This window comes from Flavobacterium ammonificans (assembly GCF_020886115.1).
Classification (GTDB): Bacteria; Bacteroidota; Bacteroidia; order Flavobacteriales; family Flavobacteriaceae; genus Flavobacterium; species Flavobacterium ammonificans.
Genome location: NZ_AP025185.1, coordinates 720,967 through 738,856 on the forward strand (window position 1 = coordinate 720,967; position 17,890 = coordinate 738,856).

Genomic DNA, 17,890 nt, shown 5'->3' on the forward strand with positions numbered 1-17,890 from the left:
AATATAAAATTATGACACAAGAAATAGACACTAACGAATTAGGAGAAGCGATTGTTAAAAAATTAAAAACGATTTACGATCCTGAAATTCCGGTTGACATTTACGAACTTGGATTGATTTATGATGTAATGGTGAATACCGATTACGAAGTGAAAATTTTAATGACATTAACCTCTCCAAACTGTCCTGTAGCAGAAAGTTTACCAAGAGAAGTAGAAGAGAAAGTGAAGTCAATTGAAAACGTTAAATCGGCTGATGTAGAAATTACATTTGATCCGCCATGGAGCAAAGACTTGATGAGCGAAGAAGCAAAACTAGAGCTGGGAATGCTTTAGTAATTGAGTGTTCAGCTAAAGACTAAACAATAAATTCATCATGGAAGAAATAGTAAATAAAGTAGCCCAGAGTTCTTTGATGGTATTCGATTTAGAAGATTACTATCCAGATGATCATGTGGTTGATTTGGATGTTTCGCAGTGGTTAACCGAAGGGTTTATCCTGAGAGAAACCGATTTTAGATCGCAATTAAAAGAGTACGATTGGTCTCCATTTGAAGATAAATATGTAGCTTTATACTGTTCGACTGACGCTATTTTGCCTGCTTGGGCATTTGCTTTAGTATCGGTTCATTTAGCGCCTTTTGCATTAAAAATTATTCACGGCACTAAGGAATTAGCCACTATAGAATGGTACCAAGACATTTTAAACAAGTTGGATTACACGGATTATTTTGAAAACCCAGTTATTTTGAAAGGCTGTTCCAAAAAAGCTGTTCCAAATCAAGTGTATACCTTGGCGATTCAAAAATTAATCAAAGTATCCAAAAGCGTGATGTTTGGCGAAGCTTGTTCTGCAGTACCGCTCTATAAAGCAAAAAAATAAACAGCTGTGTTTTATAATACCCAAAAGCCCTTTTGATTTTTCAAAAGGGCTTTGTTTTTTATTCTTCTTTTTCGATAGCGTCTTTGTAATCTGGATACAAGAATTTATTGTAAGGGAAACGCGTAATGTGTATTTGTCTAACCGCTTCATACACTCGTTCTCTAAATTCTTCGAAGTTTTCTTTTTGTGTAGCCGAAATAAACAAGGCGTTTTCTTCTCCCACACGATTCATCCAAGTCGATTTCCATTCGTTTAGTGTATAATGACGCGTCGTTCTTTCGGTCATTAAATCGTCCTCGTCAATGGTCAAATGTTGATAAGAATCAATTTTATTGAATACCATGATAACAGGTTTATCACTGGCTTTGATATCCATTAAAATTTGGTTTACCGCCACAATATGATCTTCAAAATCAGCATGAGAAATGTCAACAATGTGTAATAATAAATCCGCTTCGCGTACCTCATCAAGCGTACTTTTGAAAGAATCTACCAGTTGTGTAGGCAATTTTCGAATAAATCCTACCGTATCCGAAAGTAAGAATGGTAAATTTTTGATTACTACTTTACGTACGGTGGTGTCCAAAGTGGCAAACAATTTATTTTCTACAAACACTTCACTTTTTCCAACGGCATTCATCAAAGTAGATTTCCCCACATTGGTATATCCCACCAAAGCTACACGCACCATCGCGCCACGGTTACTTCGCTGAACACCCATTTGTTTGTCAATGGTTTTGATTTTGTCTTTCAAAAGGGAAATTCGGTCACGAACAATACGTCTATCCGTTTCAATTTCAGTTTCTCCAGGCCCACGCATTCCGATACCTCCTTTTTGACGTTCCAAGTGCGTCCAAAGTCCCGACAAACGCGGTAATAAATAAACACATTGTGCCAATTCTACCTGAGTTCTGGCGTAGGAAGTTTCGGCTCGTTGAGCAAAAATATCCAAGATTAAATTGGTACGGTCTAGAATTTTGCAATCAATAATCTTAGAAATATTTTTTTGTTGTGAAGGCGTTAATTCGTCGTCAAAAATAACGGTTGAAATTTCGTTTTCTTTGACATACAAATTGATTTCGTCTATTTTTCCAGTGCCTAAAAAAGTTTTTGGATTGGGTTTGTCCATTTTTTGCCAAAAACGCTTCACCACTTGGCCTCCTGCTGTAAAAGTTAGAAATTCTAATTCATCCAAATATTCTCTTAGCTTTTCTTCGGATTGATTTTGAGTAACTATTCCAACTATAGCGGTTTTTTCGAAATTTAATACTTCTTTTTCTAGCATAATATTGAATAAGCTACAAATTTAGGCAATTGCTTTTACTTCTCCCCATAAATCTGAACATCGTCAATTTGGAATGCTCCATCTAAAGCCAAATTTCTTCCTTCGCCCCTATAACGAAAACCAATATTTATTTTTCCTTTAAATGAAGACAAATCAATTCCTCCCGATCCCACAAATTGGTACCAAGGTGTTGACTGTGTTGGTAGTTTTGCTTTTAGCGGAATCCAGGTAGCTGACGCAACATTCGTTCCGTTAAAATTTGAGGACACAAAAACTTCCAGCGAATTTAAAGGAGAATCTAAATCTAGGTTGTGTTGTGCGGCTCTAAAGGTTAAAATTTCATTGGTATGAATGTCCATATCAATTTTTGGTGAGATTAACCAGCCCACATTGAGCGCAACCCTGGTCCCACTAATCGCATATTCGGCACAACCATTTCCTGAAAAAACAGATCCTTTCCAAAAAAGCCTACCATTTTGAACGATGTTTGCCCAGCCTGGTAGATTTACATTTACATTGTCTGCAACGCTTTCAAAATTTTCAGTAAAAAATGGAACGTTTCTTTTACCCAACATTGAAATGTCTTTATCTGATCTTGGTAGTAATTGATAAGTAGAACCAAATTTAGTTAGGATTCCCTTTACTTTTCCGCTTCCTGATGGAACTTTGTTGGCAGAAAAATTGGCAAAACTACTGGTTCGGAAAACTAATTTATTTCCAAAACGATCTTCTAGAAGCCAATTTGTAGCACCACCAACATCATTGGTGCTTTCATAAAAATTTCTACCGATAGCCTCTTGTGAAAATTGTACATCAGAGACTTCTACTAAAGTATTTAATAACAAGTCGTTTTCTATTTCGTTTAATGAAATTTTGCGAATTAATTCCGATTCTTTCAAAGTAGTGCACGAGACATAAAGGACTTTTTTATAATCATTTTGAGAAAGGCGACCTATACCACCCTCATTAAATGAGTTTACAAAAAGAGTTCCAATACGCAACCCACCATAAAACAGATCGGTATATTGATCTTGAAGCTTGACATAGACTTTGCTCCCTAGTCTAAAATCGATGTAAGTATTATTAACATCGATGGGCACACTAAATCCAATGGCTGGCTGTGTGGCCGTGGCCAAAGTTTGAAAGGAAATGGTCTTGAAAAAATTTCCAAATTCATCAGTTGAAACCACGTAGGCTTCAATCACATCGTTGAATTTGTATTGAGTAACCAAACCGCTAGCGGCATTTCGAATGTCTTCTACGCGCTTATTCACCACTAAATCCGGCTGGTTACATTCTATTGAAGGAAGGGCTATTTCGTCTTTTACACAACTTGTTGCTGAAAAGAATAGCAATACTAACACAATACGATTTAAGTCAAATGATTTCATACTAATTTGGGATTTATAAATTGAAAGATAAGCTAACGAAGTAGGTTCTTCCGTAGCCATAAAAATATTTGTTGCCAAAGTTGGGTGTTCCGTTGGAAACGTCTTGATTCCGTTGCCTAAAGTTGGCATTACGGGCTTGTTCGAACCCTCCTGTTTTAAATGTTGTATTCAATACGTTATTAATACTACAAAATAGATTCAGATTTTTTTTCATCACTCTCCAAGATTTACCGCCAACTAAATTTAGGAGCATTACTGAGGGTAGTTCTTCTTGTTTGAGAAGGGTTTTTCCTCGATCTAAAGTGGCTTCTGGAAACGGAAATCCGCTGACGGGATTGGTAAAAAAAATGGAAGTGCGCGCAATAGGTGAAATATCGACATATCGATCTGCCAGATAATTAGCATTAGCACTAATCCACCAGTATTTTGGATTTCTGTATTCTAAACCCACAGAATAGGCTTGTTGTGGCATGCCCGCTTGACGATAATTTTTGAGTGCAGCAGTTCCAAAATCAAAAATTGGTAATCTGTTTTCTGCAGAGGCTTTGGCATCGTTTGTAATCGTTACATTGGGATTGCTATTATAAATATATTCTCCAAAACCGGCTGCTAAAGTAGCTTTTAATGTTGGATCAATTTGGTATTCAAAACTCAGTTCAGTTCCCCAATTTTTTTTATCCAATTGTGTTAATGTTTGGCTCACAAACGCATTGGTACTATTGTTTCCAGCTCCGTTATCAAAAATCCCTTCGGCATAGAAAAAGGAGTTTTCGGTGCTCCCAATAATTTCATTATAAAAACTAGAAAAACGCAATTTTAATTTTGGCGAACGATACACATAACTAGCATCTAGACTGTTATTGTTTTCATTACTTATTTGGTCTACAATGTTGTTATTTAGTCTTGAGTTAGGAAAAACAGACCTTAAATTAGGGGCTTTAGTAGCAAAGTATCCATTAAACAACACTAATTGTTTTCCAGAAATTTTTAATACGAGACCTCCTTTAAACCCATAATTTTCAAATTGGACGTTGGCGCTTTTACCAAAAGAAGTAGTGGGGTAGAGGCCGTTTTTGTAAAATCCTTCTCGTTGGAAATTGGTAGTTGAAAATTCTTGAGCTAAATAAAAATCAATTTTTTTATATTGAAATTGAAATTGCGTGAATCCTTCCAATTCTTTCACGAGAAACGAGTAATTATAACCATACTGATCACCAACCCGAACTTGTCTATTTGGTTGGTTTAAATCAGATTGAGCCTGATCTCCTCTATAAAAAGGGTCAATGTCCTCAAAATAGCTTCCGCCAAGTAAGTCTACTACGTTTTGATAGTTGTGAGAATACAGCTGATTATACGATACATTGGAATTGAAATGAATATGATCGGTTATTTTTGAGTGCAACTGAGAGTTTAGCGCTACCGTTGTATCATCTGTTCGATCCTCAAACAAGATATATTTACTTTTTCCGGGCTCATAACCCGTTATTTCTCCATTCGAATTAGTAACAGGGTTTTGATTGGCTTTGTAGATTGCCCCCCAGTCGATTTGCTGCTGAGATAAAAACGCGAGTTTATTTAATTCGGCATTCGCTAAGTCAGGAGTAAACGCACCCGAAAACTCCCCCTCATCTCGTGCATATAAAGAACTGAAGAAGCTTGGCATTTTTCTATAATAAGAGGGATCGGGGCTGTTTGCTTTTTGAAAATCGATATTGGTATTACTTATTTTTCCAAACTGAAATAAGGCACCAAGATTTAAGGTGGTTTTATCATTTATTTTAAAATAATCATTCAATATAAAAACGGGTTCTTCTACTTTTTTGATTCGAGAATTGCGTTTTTGCCCATTAAAGAAACCCCAATACGAATTGTATCTTGTTGAGGTTAAGTCCGTAACCTCATCTGTATTTGGTGAATTTTTCCCGCGAGAATTCGGAGTGTAAAACGCAGTGAAATTAAGTGAATTCCGATCGCTTAGTTTTTTTTCAACACTTATAAAAAATGAATTTGCGTCATAGTTAGTTCCATCAAAATACCCTTCTCCGGCATATCTTTTCCCTGCAGAAATCACAAACGCCCATCCGTTTTCATTCATTCCAGAGGCGTAGGTTACCATAGTTCTCCATTGGTAGTTCGTGTTGGTTCCAGAAAATGAGATTCTTGTTCCCTTTCTGTATTGGCTGGCTTGCGTACTTATATTTTGTGTAGCCAAGAGATCGCCAAAACTAAAATCAGAAGGGTTGGTTCCAATTGAAATTTCCTGATTTCGTAACACATCATTGATCCCGCCCCAATTACTCCACTGTGGCCTTCCATCAAAAAATTTGTTCATTTTAATACCGTTCATCATTAGAACAGCATATTTGCTGTCCAAGCCACGAACTCTGTACCGGCTTGTTCCCCAATTGAATGCCGCTGCCTGTTGGTAGGCATCTCGCGTAGCTTGAAGTAGACCTGAACTACTTTCGTTACCTCCGCTATCATCATTTATATCACTGTCTAAAAGGGCAATATTGCCAGCTTCTTTTTCGATTTCATCGTTTTCTTCAAGAGGGATTGTCCCTAAATCAAACGACTTGCCAGGCAGCAAAACGACCTTGATTAATTTGTCTTGATAGCCATCAGAGTGAATTAAAAGCAATTGATTATTTTGAAGTTGAGTTACCAATCGGAACTTTCCATCAGAAGAGGTTAATTGCATTTCGTTAGTGTTTTGGATACTAACAGCAACAGAGTTTAATGGAGACTGAGATTTTTTATCAATAATTTTACCTAAAAGAATACTTTCTTTTTGAGCAAAAAGCGAGACGCAATTACACAGAAATAATAGACATAGGAAATGGGTTTTCATAGAATTTGGGATTAAAATGAAAAGGGGGATTTTCAAAACAATAATGGGTGTATTGTCTTGAAATGTAACGATTAAAAAGGTTGTTTTTGGAAAAAACGAATTGGCTTTGTGGCATTTAAACCTATTCGTTGGTTAAAAATAATAATTTTATTTATTGGTTTAATTTTTTTATTGATTTTTTTTGCCGCGAAGGCGCAAAAGCGCAAAATGTTTCGAACGATTAAGTTAATTAAGAATCTTTGGACTTCTCTAATTTATGACATCTATGTTCCAAATCGTCCTTCGTATATCGTAAATCGTCCTTCTAAAACCTATTCCGCAGTAGAAATTTTAGATACCATAAACGAAATAAGAACACCAAAAACGCCGATAAAGGCAAAAGAAAATTGCAGTCCGAAAGCCTCAGCGATGTAGCCAATAATGGGCGGGCCCATTAAAAAGCCTAAGAAACTTACACTTGAAACCGCTGTTAAAGCTTCGCCTGTTGGTATTTCAGGATGTTTTCCAGCAATGCTATACAAAGTAGGAATAATGGTCGAAACTCCTAGCCCAACAAACATAAAAGCAATGGTACACGGTATAATATAAGGGAAAAAGACAGCCGTAAAAAGACCGCTCGAAATCACCACACCACTGATTTGCATCACTCTTTTTCGACCAAATTTTTGAATGAAACGATCGCCAAAAAAACGTCCGCTTGCCATCATAATCATAAACGAAGTATAGCCCAAAATTACTAAAGGCCCAGGTGCTTTTACTACATCTTTGAAATATACGCCGCTCCAGTCAAACATCACCCCTTCGCTTGCCATACAACAGAAACCAATTATGCCTAACCACAACAATAATCTATCGGGTTTTCTAAATCCTTTTTCTTTTTTGGGTTGTGGTTTTTCGACCGCTTTGATGAGGTATTTGATGTTGAACGAAATCAACGATAAAACGAGAATGCCAACACAAACAAAATGTTGGAAAGGTGTAAGTTCCAATGCCAACATTCCCAGTCCCACAAAAGCGCCAGTGAAACCCGCCAAACTCCACATACCATGGAAAGACGACATAATGGTTCTTTTAAACAAACCTTCGGTATACACCCCTTGAGTATTTACAGAAATATTCGACAAGTTGCCAAAAACGCCAAAAAAGAACAAGCCTAAGGCCAATACCCAAGGATTGGAAGCCAAACCTAAGTTGGCCAAACTTATAGTGTACATGATAATGGCAAAAAGAAGTGTATTGTGGCTGCCGAAACGCGTGACTAATTTTCCTGAAAATGGCATCATGGCCAATTGACCTACCGGAACGGCAAATAAAATAGACCCTAAAGTGGCTTCGCTAAGATGTAAACTGGTTTTGATATCTGGAATCCGACTGGCCCACGAAGCAAAACACAACCCCATTCCGAAGTAGAAAGAACCTACTCCTAACCGAATTCTATTCAAGTAAGATGCTTTGGCTTCGCGGTAGCTTTTCTTATATTTTCCTTTGCCTTTGAATCGGCCTAAAAAGTTTAAATCTATCAAAATGCTGTCTTTAGGATTTCATTGTGTCAAAAATACAAAAACGGATTGTTCGAAAGTGATAAATCTGTAATGACACTCAATTACAACGTTATTGTTTATAATTTTTTTGCCACAGATTCAGCGGATTATTGCGTCATTGCGAGGAGGGACGACGAAGCAATCTTTGTTTTTCCACCACAGATTCACAGATTTTTATTTCACTATTTTTAGAATTTCTTAAATCTGAGTTCTATGTAGTGTATTGTAAACAAAACACACCCCTAGCCCCTCTCGAGAGGGGAACGTGTAGCTTTCGCAAATCCTATATCGTAAATCTAACTTATTGTAATTACTTTTTGCTCAGTATTACTTTGTATCGCCGCTTCAATAATTTGCATCACATTAGCGCCTTCTTGAGCGGTAACGGGTTCAGGTTGGTTTTGAGTTATAGATTGATACACGCCGTCAAAATAATCGTAATAATTCCCTTGAAGTGTCGGGATTTTTTCTCGAACGATTTCTCCGTTTAACTCGGTATGCAGCAAGCCTTCTTTGTCTTTGGGTTCAGTTCCCCAAGTGGTTAAGTTGGGTTTTTTGACTAATTTTAATTCGTCTTCTTGTACATCGCCACGGGGTTTTAGAAACGATCCTTTTTTGCCGTGTAATACAAAGGCAGGATTAGGCTCGCGAACAAAAAATCCCGCTTTCAATCGGACTCTTTTATCTGAATAATACAACAAAATGTCAATGTAATCGTCTACAATAGACTGTTCACGCGTGATACGAATGTCCGCAAAAACGCCTTTGGGCATGCCAAATAAATACAAGGCCTGATCAATCAAATGTGGTCCTAAATCTTTTAAGATTCCAGCGCCACCATTGGCTGTTTCTTTGTGAATTTTAGGGCTTAAAACGGGGTTGTAACGGTCAAAGTGGAATTCGGCTTCAACAATTTCGCCCAACGCATTATCATCAATGATTTTTTGAACCGTTTTAAAATCGCTGTCCCATCGTCTGTTTTGGAAAACGGCTAATTTTAGTCCTTTGGCTTTAGCCAAATCGGTTAATTCTTTCGCTTCTGCAACAGTGGTGGTAAAGGCTTTTTCGACCAAAGCATGTTTGCCTGCCAGCAATACTTGTTTGGCGTATTCAAAATGCGTTCCTACAGGCGTATTCACCACAATTAACGTTGCATCTGATTCCAAAACCGCTTCCAAACTAGGATAACTCGTTACACTTGGATAGTCTTCTTGGATTAATTTTTTGCTTCTTTCCCAAGAACCTACTAATTCGAAACCAGAATGAAGCGTTAAAAAAGGAGCATGAAACACCTTTCCAGACATGCCGTAAGAGAGTAAAGCAGTTTTGATTTTTTGCATGTTTTTTTGTTTTGAATGCGTATGCAAAGTAAAGTTTTTTTCTGCCGCGAAGACTCAAGGACGCCAAGATTTTTGAGATTAAGAATTTCTTTTTTCGCGTTTATTATTTTAAACGAGAAATATAAACACACCCCTAGCCCCTCTCGAGAGGGGAACGTGTAGCTTTCAAAAAACGTCATTTACCTCTTATATCGTACTTCGTCCCGACGCTTCGGGATCGCAAATCGTATATCGAATTAACAAACTTTTAGCAGCCGATGGTTTTTTAAACTATTTATAATACAAAAGAAAACCCTATTTTTGTGCATCAAAATTAGAATTAAAACTAGAACATGGATATTGTTATCAAGCTTTCTCAATTTTTAATGAGTTTATCATTACTAATTATTTTACACGAATTAGGGCATTTTATACCTGCCAAATTATTCAAAACTAGAGTAGAGAAATTCTACTTGTTTTTTGATGTAAAATTTTCGCTTTTGAAAAAGAAAATTGGCGAAACCGAGTACGGAATTGGGTGGTTGCCTTTGGGCGGCTATGTAAAAATTTTGGGTATGATCGACGAGAGTATGGACAAAGAACAAATGGCCTTGCCACCACAACCTTGGGAGTTTCGTTCTAAACCAGCTTGGCAACGTTTGATCATAATGTTAGGCGGTGTAACGGTGAATTTTGTTTTGGCGTTTATCATTTATATCGGGATGGCATTTGCTTATGGCGAAATGTTTGTAGCTACCAAAGATTTGAAAGACGGATTACTAATTGAAAACCCTGTAATGCAACAAGCAGGTTTTCAAACGGGAGATAAAATACTTGCTATTGACGGAGAGCCATTAGAGCGTGTTGACAGCCAAATGAACGCTCAAATTCTTATGGCTAAAGAAGTAGTTATAGAAAGAAATGGGGTTTCAAAAACCATCGCTATGCCTATCGATTTTGTAGACCAATTGTCAAAAATAGAAAAAGTATCACTTGCAACTATTCGTATGCCGTTTGTGGTAGGAGCTGTTTCTGAAGGGTCAAAAAACAAGACTTTACAACCTAAAGATATCGTCTTGCGTTTGAACGAAGAGCCAGCAAAATATATGGATCAAGCTAGAACAATTTTGGAAAAGAATAAAAACAAGCTCATTGTAGCGGGTGTTTTGAGAAACGACCAGGAAATACAAGTACCGGTTCAGGTGGATGCAGATGGAAAATTAGGGGTTCAATTGGGTGCTTTGGATTTAAAATCTCTTGAAAAACTAGGCTATTACAAAGTAAGTAAACACGAATTTGGATTCTTTGAATCGTTCCCGATTGGAATTCAAAAAGGAGCGGATCAATTAGTGGGCTATGGCAAACAATTGAAGATGATTTTCAATCCAGAAACGAAGGCGTACAAACAAGTAGGAGGTTTTGCAGCAATATTTAACATATTCCCAAGTTCATGGAGTTGGGAAGTATTTTGGAACATTACGGCCTTGTTATCTATTATGCTTGGGGTTATGAACTTATTGCCAATTCCGGCTTTGGATGGGGGTCATGTGGTGTTTTTATTGTTTGAAATTATTAGCGGCAAGAAACCAAGCGAGAAATTTTTAGAAAACGCACAAATGGTTGGTATTGTTTTACTTATCAGCTTGTTGTTGTTTGCTAACGGAAATGATATTTATAAAGCAATTGTAGGCAAGTAAATTTTTTTTAAAATTTAGAGCGAATTATTTGCGAAAAACAATTTTAGCCCTATATTTGCACCGCTTTAAAAGTGAAATACACTTTCCTCCTTAGCTCAGTTGGTTAGAGCATCTGACTGTTAATCAGAGGGTCCTTGGTTCGAGCCCAAGAGGGGGAGCAAAAGTCCAGCAGAAATGTTGGACTTTTTTGTTTTTATAACTTTTTGGTTCACTTTCTAATAATTGTTTGCGCATATTTTGTACAGCAAAAGCCATAATTAAAACCAAATTATGGTAAATCTTAAAACACTTCTTGATACAAGAAGAGCTAAATCTGACGGAAGTTTCAATATCATCTTCCGAATCACCCAAAACCGAAAAGTGTACACACTCAATTCTGGAGTATCAATATCATTAACTTATTGGAATGATAAAAGAATTGAAATCGATAAATCACACCCCAATGCCAACTTACTCAATCTAAAAATTACCCAAAAGTACTTCAAGATACAAAAAGCTATTTTACAGTTAGATGATGAGTTTAGTATTGAACAACTTCGGTTTATGATAGATGACAATCCAAAGAAGCAGCTGAATACCACCTTTAAAACGTTTTCTGATAAGCTAATTTCTCAGATGATTGAGGTAAACAGAACAGGTAACGCTATTATATACCAAACAGCGGTTAACAGACTGCTAAGTTTTTATGGTAGAGATGATTTAGGGTTTCAGGAAATAGATTACTCTCTCTTAGATGATTTTGCACACCACCTATCCATGAACGGATTGAAGCAAAACAGTATTTCAAACTACTTTAGGTCTATTCGGGCTATTTACAACAAGGCCATTAAAGCCAAGATCATAGAACGATCAAACTATCCTTTTGCTGAGATTAGTATAAGGACTGAAAAAACAGCAAAAAGAGCCGTTTCTAAAGACGATATCACTAAGCTGATACGTTTAAACCTTGAAACAAATTCTACAGCAGAGAGGTCTTTAAAATACTTCCTTTTGAGCTTCTATCTGCGTGGTATGTCCTTTACTGATATGGCTTACCTTAAGCAATCCAATATAATCGATGGGAGAGTGGAATACAAACGACGTAAGACACATAAAAACTACAGCATAAAGCTCTTTCCTGAAGCACAAGTACTTTTTAAACAGTTCAATGTTGATGGAAGTAAATACTTGTTGCCTATTTTACCAAATGACGCTCTAGAGGATAGTCTTGGAGCTAAAAAACTCATTCGTCAATTCATCAAAACCACCAACAAATACCTCAAACGTTTATCCGAGCAAGTTGGACTAAGTTCTCCTGTAACAACATACACCTCGAGGCATTCTTTTGGTACAATAGCTAAACGATTGGGATACTCCAATGAGTTAATTGCAGAAGCATTGGGCCACGAGTTCGGTAATAAAATTACAAACATCTATTTGGACACATTCGATACTGATGTACTTGATGCAATGCATAAACACGTTATTAGCTAATACTGTCTTTTAATTTCGTCAAATATTGTTGCTAATGACTGTTTCATTTTATGACCTTTTCTAATAATATGCGGATTCACTATGTACACTTTCCCTAATCTTTTGTTCTCCTTCATTATGCCATGGTATATCGCTCCAATCTTTTCTAAGCTCTTTAATTTGAGTTTGACTGATTGTTGTGATGTACCAATCATTTTAGCGATGCTGTCTGCTGTATGGGGCTTATCATCATTTATCATGCAAATGTTACTACCTATCATTAAGTTGTTTGAAACTGTTACTAATAACGCTAATTCAACCTGTGTTATGCCATTAGCTAGCAATGTAAATAGTTGGTCTGTGTCAAGGTAAACATATGCCTTGCTACTAATGCTGATGTCATTTGTACTTTTTCTTTCTATCAAGCCCGCATAGCTAACATCTATTATTTCGCCAGTCTCATGGTCAACAATTTCTTTCGCTTTTGTGTCTTTGTATCTTTGTTTTACAGTTCCCATAGTTTAATTATTTAGTTTACAAAGATATAAATATTGTTGATTTTAAGCAATTTTTTGAATAATTTTTATAAAAAATAAACACTAACTAATTGAATATCAAATATAATTATATTATTCTTTTAAATAATATAACATTTCACTTTAAAACATCAATAAATCCACCTTGGATATATGAGCAAGAGCCTGATATTCTCTAGTACAAGAAACATTGATGTCAGTTCTTTTACAGCTGTATTCACACCTCCTGTAGGAAGACTATTTTTAAGCAGAAACTTGTTATAAGCTTCCAATAGAATTAATATAGCATTGATGCACATTCATCACGAGAAATGTTAGTTATAGCAGATTTGTAACGAGAAAGATTATTTCGCATGTTCAGAACAGTCTTAGCACCAAATTCCAAACACCAATCCAAGTAATCAACTTGGAATACTTACACTATATACAATAATTAGAGCTTTCTTTCCATGAGATAAAATATTCTTATGTTTGTATGGACGTAACACAAAACATTATATAGTATCTAATGGATAAATTCGAAGATGCAGACTACTGGAAAGGGATAGTTCTTTATGGTTTAAATCAAGCCACTTACAAGATTGCTCTTGGTAAAACTATTCTAGAACTTGCTTCTGAAGGTAAAGAGACTATAGAATGGCATCAGCTATCCAAAGTTTATTTGGACACGTATATTGAGAGGCTTAAATCTAGTGATAATCCACAGCAAAGTAATCCCTCGAGAAGAACAAAGATGGAAAGAATTGTTGACTTACTAAAAAAAGAATTAATTGATTATAATGGCGCAGTTAATTTAGTGGCAACAGAAGCTTTCAATGATGTTATTCCAAGGTTTCAAACGATTGGAACTGATAAAGATATTGTTGGGGAGAAGTTCTACCACTTTGATTTTGGAAAAAAGCTCTATTTACATGATGCTACTTTCCAAATAAATGAAACATTGAAACAAGAGCTCGCAGATGAGCTTGATGCTAGATGGAGTTTATTAGAAGGGGCTTTCTCTTTAGCACATGGTGACTTTAAGTTGTCCAATGATGTCAGAGATGTTTATCTAGAGAATAGCTACATGCGTACAAATATAACTTCCAACATTCCGTTCTTACAAGGTTACCAAGGAAATATATGCTTCTATTGCGGAGAAAAAATTGGAGATAAAGACATTCATGTAGATCATGTATTACCAAGACAATTCATCCAACATGATGAAATATGGAATCTTGTGTTGAGTCATAGCATCTGCAACATGAACAAAAATGACTCATTAATAGGTAAGCACTACTTTGAGAAGCTAGTAGCACGTAATGAGAACATCATGGGAAGTAATCATCCATGGAAAAAGAAAATTGCTAACGCTCTTGGAGACACTTCTGTAAAGAGGAATAAATCAATGCTATATCATTATGAGAACGCAAAGATTGTCCTTAAGAACAATTACTGGGAGAACTCTCCACATTATAACAGAGAAACAGATCCCTTTTTTAAAAGACTAATAACCAAACTAAATAATCGATGAGCGTCTTTCAACAGATAGAACCAAAACATTACGTTTTTGAAACAAATTATTTCTTCGCAATCTATGATAGGTTTCCTGTTTCATTAGGACATCTTTTAATCATTTCTAAGGATTTAAAAAAAGATTACTTTAGTTTAGATGAAAAAGAAAAAAACGATCTAAATACAGCTATTGAAAGCGGTAAAGGGGAGATTGAAAAACAATTTTCTCCTTCAGGGTACAACATTGGAATGAATTGTGGTGAAGATGCTGGGCAAACTGTAATGCACTTTCATTGTCACATTATTCCAAGATACAAAGGCGATACGAAAAACCCTAGAGGAGGCATAAGACATTGTATTCAAGGCAAAGGTTATTATTAACTACTTAATTTCTAAATTATCAGCTGTATTATTTACTGTTTATATGAAAGAGTGGAGACCTCCCAATCAATACCCCTAGAGTTGATTTCAAACCGATAGCACCCCCGTTATTGCTTGTTTAAGAAAACAAATAAATCGTTTGGAGTAACATCAAGAGATTTAATGATTTTAAGCATCGTGCTAATCTTCATCTCTTGTTTACCTTTAATGTACTTCCTAAGGTTCTCAACATCCAAATCAGCATCATGAGCAACTTCTCTGGTCTTTAGCCCCTTCTCCTTTATAATCTCCTCTATACGCTTCCCTAAAGAAATAATATCAGCACTCAAATCGTTCTTTCTAACTCTTTTTTCCATAGTTGAAAATTAGCGGTAGAAGATTTAAAACAAGTGATTGTATTCAATCGGTTGTTTGTAACTTAATTTTTATATTTTTGCATCTGAAATAAAATATAATATCACTAAATTTAGTGATGTAGTATTGCACATAAAATAGTTATAATTGTAGATTAATAATTTTTAAACAACCCCACATGAAATCATTTTTATTTACACTAATTACTTTATTAGTATTTGGTAATGTACATTCACAAGATCTTGTAATTAAAAAGACAGGAGAAGAATTAAAAGTTAAGATCACTGAGATTAGTGATACACAATTAAAATATGAAAAACCAGGGCTTACTGTAGCCTTTACAATTCCATTAGCAGATGTTTTAATGGTAACTTTCAAAAACGGAGAAAAGTTTATCCCTCAAGTTTCTGAAAAATCAGCTGCTAAAAGTAATAAGGCTAAAATCAGTGCAGGAACACCAATAATATTAATTGCTAATGAAACATTATCATCTAAGACTACTAAGGTAGGTACTACATTCCAAATGGGTGTTAAAGATGATATTTTTGGTGATGATGGTAAAACTGTAGTAGCTACAGCTGGAAGTCAAGTAATTGCAACTATTACTAAGTCTGAGAAGAATGGTGCTCTTGGTAAAAAAGGATCGATTTCATTTAGTGTAGATTATATTAAAGCTGTTGATGGACAGAGAATTCCAGTTAATTTAAATGTAAATGATGAAGGTAAATCTAGAGGAGCTGGTGTTGTAGTTGCAGCAGCTTTAGTTGCAGCACCATTGTTACTTCTTAAAGGTCAGGCAGCAACAATTCAAGCTGGGACTCAATATAAAGCATACACATCTACTGATAGAGAGATTGAAATAAATAAGTAATTTTAGAAATTTTAAATCCAGTAATAATGAGAAGATTTTTATTTGCTGCAATTGCATTGTTAAGTATTATTACAGTTCAAGCACAATCAAATTATAATATTGATATAACTTGGGATGCGTACTACAAACTTCATCCTTCTGGAATTGAAAGTAATTTTGAATCATCAGATTTTGTAGATGTAATTGAGAGAGTAAATTTCATCCCTGTTAAAAAGGAACTAAATGGAAATCAACAACTACTTAAAAGAGTACTGTTAATGTTTAGTCCAGCTGACTTAAAACAAATGCAGATAACTGGAAACTATTACAGTAGAACCACTAAGCACGACGATTATTTTCGACTTTATAATATGGTTTACAAACCAATTAGTAAAGATGAATGGAACAAATTATGCCCATACCTTATACCAATTATGGATCTTGATGGAACTATAAATTTAAGATAATTCAAAAAGCATACCTAATGAAAAAAAACATTTCTCTTTTATTAATTCTCTTTTCAACATTTGGATATTGTCAATTTAGGCCATACGTTCCCCAAAACCCTGTAAATGCGATGAGTTCGGTTGGAATGTACAAGCAAAGAATTTATGATGAAAGAAAAGATTGGATACAATCACGAATAAATGGATTGATTAACGCAATAGATGAAAATGTTAATGAGGATAATTTTCCAAGTTTGAGGATTTTAGAAACAAGGGAATGGCTAAAAAAGGAATTAATTAAATATTCAAACTCTTATAATCTTAGAAGCAGTGATTTTGCAGATAATTATCAATTCCAAAATATTGTTGATAATTTTAACAGGATTCAAGGTAATATTACTAAAAGCTATCAGTATTTAGTAGATCATGAAAAAGAATAACTTCAACTTCAAAGTAAAACATTATGCTTTAACTCTTGATCATAACTTTACTCGCAATCAAGCGGTCTCTCTCCAATCGTTTGCTTTGTTGCGTTGGGCTGTTCCAGTCGCTTTAAGAAGCTCCGTTTCACAGACCACTTGAAACCAAAACCAAGGGCAGTTATGAAAAATAACAGCCCTTTTTTGCTTTCTGCGCTCCCAATCTTCACACGCGCACTCATTGCGTTCGTAAGAGCTACTTAATCCAACATACAGCTTCATTTCGCTTCTCTGCATTCAGCAGTATTGTTGTCTTTCGCTCTATGATAATTTGGTGGTTGCGCTTTCTCTCAGCTATCAAGGTTAGCTCACTTCGTTTGCTATTAATCAAGGAACGCTTCGTTGTGGTTAATTTATTCCTTGCCGTTACACGCTACTATCCCTACATTCCATTTCGCTAAAGCTGCATTTCATTCTCGGTCTAGTGTAGCTTGTTCGATTGCCACAACACCAACCGTCGCTCCTCAAAATTTATTTCGTTGCTCTACATAAATTTCTGCGGTGCTCAGGGGTGTTATTCTCGTTTAGTAGTAATAAGTCATCAAGATAAAATCCAGCAAATGTAGAGTCCATTCTTCACTACCAGTCGGAATTCTTCCTCCATTCTCGTTCATCATTACCTCTATAGAGGCGCTTTCTTTTTTCTTTTTTTCTTTTGGAAAAGAGATGTTGGGATAGTGGTTGCATCAAATCGAAAAGTTTTGATACATTTGTCTCACACAGATCAAATAAATAATCAACAGGTTTTTGTTTGCACACTGTTTGCACATAACGAGAGTTCTGCTTTAAAAGAGACTTTCCTCCTTAGCTCAGCTGGTTAGAGCATCTGACTGTTAATCAGAGGGTCCTTGGTTCGAGCCCAAGAGGGGGAGCAGGTTAAAAGCCTCAGCTATTACTAGCTGGGGCTTTTCCTTTTTACAGATATTTTTTTA

At 35.7% G+C, this 17,890-nt stretch carries 16 protein-coding genes and 2 tRNA genes; 11 read left to right on the forward strand and 7 right to left on the reverse strand.

Features of this window, described 5'->3' with window-relative positions; all coding sequences use genetic code 11:
* Window positions 1-11: 11 nt before the first annotated feature.
* Both LPC20_RS03100 and LPC20_RS03105 read left to right on the forward strand, forming a co-directional pair.
* Window positions 12-335, forward strand: a complete 324-nt coding sequence (locus LPC20_RS03100; RefSeq protein ID WP_229318030.1) for an SUF system Fe-S cluster assembly protein — start codon at window positions 12-14, stop codon at window positions 333-335.
* A gap of 40 nt (window positions 336-375) precedes the next feature.
* Complete coding sequence (locus tag LPC20_RS03105) at window positions 376-882, forward strand: DUF2480 family protein (RefSeq protein ID WP_229326406.1); 507 nt, start codon at window positions 376-378, stop codon at window positions 880-882.
* Between the two features lie 58 nt (window positions 883-940).
* Here LPC20_RS03105 and hflX read toward each other — a convergent pair whose 3' ends face one another.
* The 5 genes from hflX to LPC20_RS03130 form a co-directional block, all read right to left on the reverse strand.
* Window positions 941-2,167: a GTPase HflX gene (gene hflX, locus LPC20_RS03110; protein WP_229326408.1), complete on the reverse strand. Its 1,227-nt coding sequence runs from the start codon at window positions 2,165-2,167 to the stop codon at window positions 941-943.
* Window positions 2,168-2,202: 35 nt separating this feature from the next.
* Window positions 2,203-3,618, reverse strand: coding sequence for a DUF5689 domain-containing protein (locus LPC20_RS03115; RefSeq protein WP_229326410.1), 1,416 nt, complete (start codon window positions 3,616-3,618; stop codon window positions 2,203-2,205).
* Window positions 3,572-6,409: a TonB-dependent receptor gene (locus LPC20_RS03120; protein WP_229326412.1), complete on the reverse strand. Its 2,838-nt coding sequence runs from the start codon at window positions 6,407-6,409 to the stop codon at window positions 3,572-3,574. Before LPC20_RS03120 ends, LPC20_RS03115 begins: the two co-directional genes overlap by 47 nt.
* A 311-nt stretch (window positions 6,410-6,720) precedes the next feature.
* A complete protein-coding gene (locus LPC20_RS03125; protein ID WP_229326414.1) occupies window positions 6,721-7,932 on the reverse strand; it encodes an MFS transporter in 1,212 nt (403 codons plus the stop codon).
* Window positions 7,933-8,246: 314 nt separating this feature from the next.
* Window positions 8,247-9,290 carry a Gfo/Idh/MocA family oxidoreductase gene (locus tag LPC20_RS03130; RefSeq protein ID WP_229326416.1) on the reverse strand — a complete coding sequence of 348 codons (1,044 nt, stop codon included), beginning with the start codon at window positions 9,288-9,290 and terminating at the stop codon, window positions 8,247-8,249.
* Window positions 9,291-9,622: 332 nt separating this feature from the next.
* Between LPC20_RS03130 and rseP the strand changes: the two genes are divergently transcribed.
* The 3 genes from rseP (at window position 9,623) to LPC20_RS03145 (ending at window position 12,439) form a co-directional block, all read left to right on the forward strand.
* The gene (rseP, locus tag LPC20_RS03135; protein WP_229326418.1) at window positions 9,623-10,966 is read left to right on the forward strand and encodes an RIP metalloprotease RseP; all 1,344 of its coding nucleotides are present in this window, start codon (window positions 9,623-9,625) and stop codon (window positions 10,964-10,966) included.
* A gap of 84 nt (window positions 10,967-11,050) precedes the next feature.
* Window positions 11,051-11,124, forward strand: a tRNA-Asn gene (locus tag LPC20_RS03140).
* Window positions 11,125-11,236: 112 nt separating this feature from the next.
* Window positions 11,237-12,439 carry a site-specific integrase gene (locus LPC20_RS03145; protein WP_229326420.1) on the forward strand — a complete coding sequence of 401 codons (1,203 nt, stop codon included), beginning with the start codon at window positions 11,237-11,239 and terminating at the stop codon, window positions 12,437-12,439.
* On the opposite strand, the gene LPC20_RS03150 is transcribed toward LPC20_RS03145, so the two are convergent.
* Window positions 12,436-12,936 (reverse strand): replication/maintenance protein RepL, encoded by a 501-nt coding sequence (locus LPC20_RS03150; RefSeq protein WP_229326422.1) that lies wholly within the window; start codon window positions 12,934-12,936, stop codon window positions 12,436-12,438. The genes LPC20_RS03145 and LPC20_RS03150 overlap by 4 nt on opposite strands.
* Window positions 12,937-13,462: 526 nt before the next feature.
* Between LPC20_RS03150 and LPC20_RS03155 the strand changes: the two genes are divergently transcribed.
* Window positions 13,463-14,467 (forward strand): HNH endonuclease, encoded by a 1,005-nt coding sequence (locus LPC20_RS03155; RefSeq protein WP_229326424.1) that lies wholly within the window; start codon window positions 13,463-13,465, stop codon window positions 14,465-14,467.
* Window positions 14,464-14,829, forward strand: a complete 366-nt coding sequence (locus tag LPC20_RS03160; protein WP_229326426.1) for an HIT family protein — start codon at window positions 14,464-14,466, stop codon at window positions 14,827-14,829. Before LPC20_RS03155 ends, LPC20_RS03160 begins: the two co-directional genes overlap by 4 nt.
* A 107-nt stretch (window positions 14,830-14,936) precedes the next feature.
* Here the strand turns inward: LPC20_RS03160 and LPC20_RS03165 are convergent, their stop codons facing one another.
* Window positions 14,937-15,185, reverse strand: a complete 249-nt coding sequence (locus LPC20_RS03165; protein WP_229326427.1) for a helix-turn-helix domain-containing protein — start codon at window positions 15,183-15,185, stop codon at window positions 14,937-14,939.
* A gap of 176 nt (window positions 15,186-15,361) precedes the next feature.
* On the opposite strand from LPC20_RS03165, the gene LPC20_RS03170 reads away from it, so the two are divergent.
* From LPC20_RS03170 to LPC20_RS03185, 4 genes are all read left to right on the forward strand, one after another.
* Complete coding sequence (locus LPC20_RS03170) at window positions 15,362-16,054, forward strand: hypothetical protein (protein ID WP_229326429.1); 693 nt, start codon at window positions 15,362-15,364, stop codon at window positions 16,052-16,054.
* 26 nt (window positions 16,055-16,080) lie between these two features.
* Entirely contained in the window at window positions 16,081-16,500 is a 420-nt protein-coding gene (locus tag LPC20_RS03175; protein WP_229326431.1) for a hypothetical protein, read from the forward strand.
* A 17-nt stretch (window positions 16,501-16,517) separates the two neighbouring features.
* Window positions 16,518-16,919, forward strand: coding sequence for a hypothetical protein (locus tag LPC20_RS03180; protein WP_229326433.1), 402 nt, complete (start codon window positions 16,518-16,520; stop codon window positions 16,917-16,919).
* An 837-nt stretch (window positions 16,920-17,756) separates the two neighbouring features.
* A tRNA-Asn gene (locus LPC20_RS03185) sits at window positions 17,757-17,830 on the forward strand.
* The last annotated feature ends 60 nt before the right edge of the window (window positions 17,831-17,890 follow it).